General features: G+C 74.4%; 2 protein-coding genes. Both read left to right on the forward strand.

What is annotated here, in order from left to right:
• Window positions 1-98 precede the first annotated feature (98 nt).
• Entirely contained in the window at window positions 99-665 is a 567-nt protein-coding gene (locus ACIQOV_RS40170) for a rhodanese-like domain-containing protein (protein WP_401055921.1), read from the forward strand.
• A 227-nt stretch (window positions 666-892) separates the two neighbouring features.
• Window positions 893-1763 (forward strand): RICIN domain-containing protein (locus ACIQOV_RS40175; RefSeq protein ID WP_401055919.1); only part of this gene is annotated, 871 nt, incomplete at its 3' end.

Here is a 1763-nt window from a genome sequence, read left to right on the forward strand (position 1 = left end):
AGTTCGACCTCACGCTGTCCGCCTACGAGGACCGCGCCGACGGCTGCTTCCACTGCGTCTTCAAGTACAACTCGGACCTCTTCGAGCCCGCCACCCCCATGACCACGCCGCTGACCGTCGAGCAGCTCCAGCCCCGCCTCGGGCAGCTCACCCTCATCGACGTCCGCTCCCCCGGCGAGTACGCCGCGGGCCACATCCCCGGCGCCCTCAACGTCCCGCTCGACCAGCTGGACCGCGCCCTGCCCGCGCTGCGCGGGGCCGCCGCGCACGGCGAGATCGCCGTCGTCTGCGCCGCCGGGCCTCGCGCCGACAACGCGTGCCGCCGGCTGTCCGACGCCGGCGTCCCGACCCTCACCCTGACCGGCGGCACCAACGCCTGGGCGAACGCCGGCCGGCCGCTGGACCAGGTGGCCGGCACCCGCCGGGTGTGGGCACTGGACCGCCAGGTCCGCCTGGTGGCCGGCTCGCTGGTGCTGGCCGGGGTGCTGATCGACCTCGCCCTGCCGGGCGCCCGCTGGGTCTCCGCGGCCGTCGGCGGCGGGCTGGCCTTCTCCGCCCTGACCAACACCTGCGCGATGGGATCGATGCTCTCCAAGTTCCCGTACAACCGGCCCCGCTCCGGCACGCCGAGCCTGGACGAGACGCTCGCCACCCTGAAGCGCTGAACCCCGCCCCAGGACGTGAAGGCTCCCGCCCACCCCCGTCGGGCGGGAGCCTTCACCATTCGTCCCGGTCACCTCCCGGAAGCCCTTACCGCACATCCCGTTGACGCGACCGAAACAACCATGTGAAATGTCACCCATCACATGCGATGCATCATAGCTCGGCTTTCCCACCCGATTTGAACGTTCCAACGCCATCACGCCACCGACCGACCGGAGGTAGCTCCGCCATGCCGCCCCGCCCCCGCGCCTTACCCACCGGTCTCGCCCTCCTGGCCGTCCTCACCGCCCAGGCCCTCGGCGCCGCCCCGGCCCCGGCCGCCGCCGGAGCACCGCTCGTCGACGGCGGCAGCTACCTGCTCGGCTCCGCGCTGGACGGCTCCTGCCTCGGCCCCCAGTACGCCCAGCCCGCCCCCGGCACCCCGGTGCTCGGCGCGGCCTGTGGACGGCTGCTCAGCCAGCGCTGGCAGCTGCGCCGCACCGGCGGCGACTACCTCCTGGTCAACGCCGCCAGCGGCCGCTGCCTCACCCTCGGCGGCCCGGACCGCCGCCCCGCCACCGCCGACTGCGGCTCCGCCCCCGAGGCCGAGCGCTTCACGGTCTCCCGTGCTCCGCAGGGCACCTACACCCTCGCCGTCCGCGGCACCGGCGCCTGTCTGACCGCCGACCCGGCCCCGGCGAACCACCACTGCGACCACCGCCCCGCCCACCGCTGGACGCTCACCCGCACCGAGCCGCTGGTCCTCGCCGACCCCGGCTTCGAGCAGAGCGACACGAGCGGCGCCTCCGCCACCGGCGCCCCGTCCACCGCCGCCGGCTGGACCTTCACCGCCCACACCGGCACCGCCACCAACAACCCGCACGGCGGCAGCCGCCTCGCCTACCTCGACGCCGGCCCCGGTTACACGGTGAGCCAGCAGGTCACCGCCGTCACCGCGGGCACCTACGACCTGTCCGCCTGGATCGCGACGGGGGGCGCCGGCGGCAGCCTCTCGGTGAGCGTCAACGGCACCGTGGTGCGCTCCCTGCCGCTGCCCGAGCAGTCCACCTACGCGAAGTACACCCGATCGGACGAGCGTCGTGGCGGGAAAGAGAGTACGT

Source organism: Kitasatospora sp. NPDC091257 (assembly GCF_044757675.1).
Classification (GTDB): Bacteria; Actinomycetota; Actinomycetes; order Streptomycetales; family Streptomycetaceae; genus Kitasatospora; species Kitasatospora lactacystinica.

What these genes read in the sequence shown, in the direction of transcription:
- ACIQOV_RS40170 (WP_401055921.1), top strand. Translation starts at nt 99, where the DNA reads ATGACCACGCCGCTGACCGTCGAGCAGCTCCAGCCCCGCCTCGGGCAG.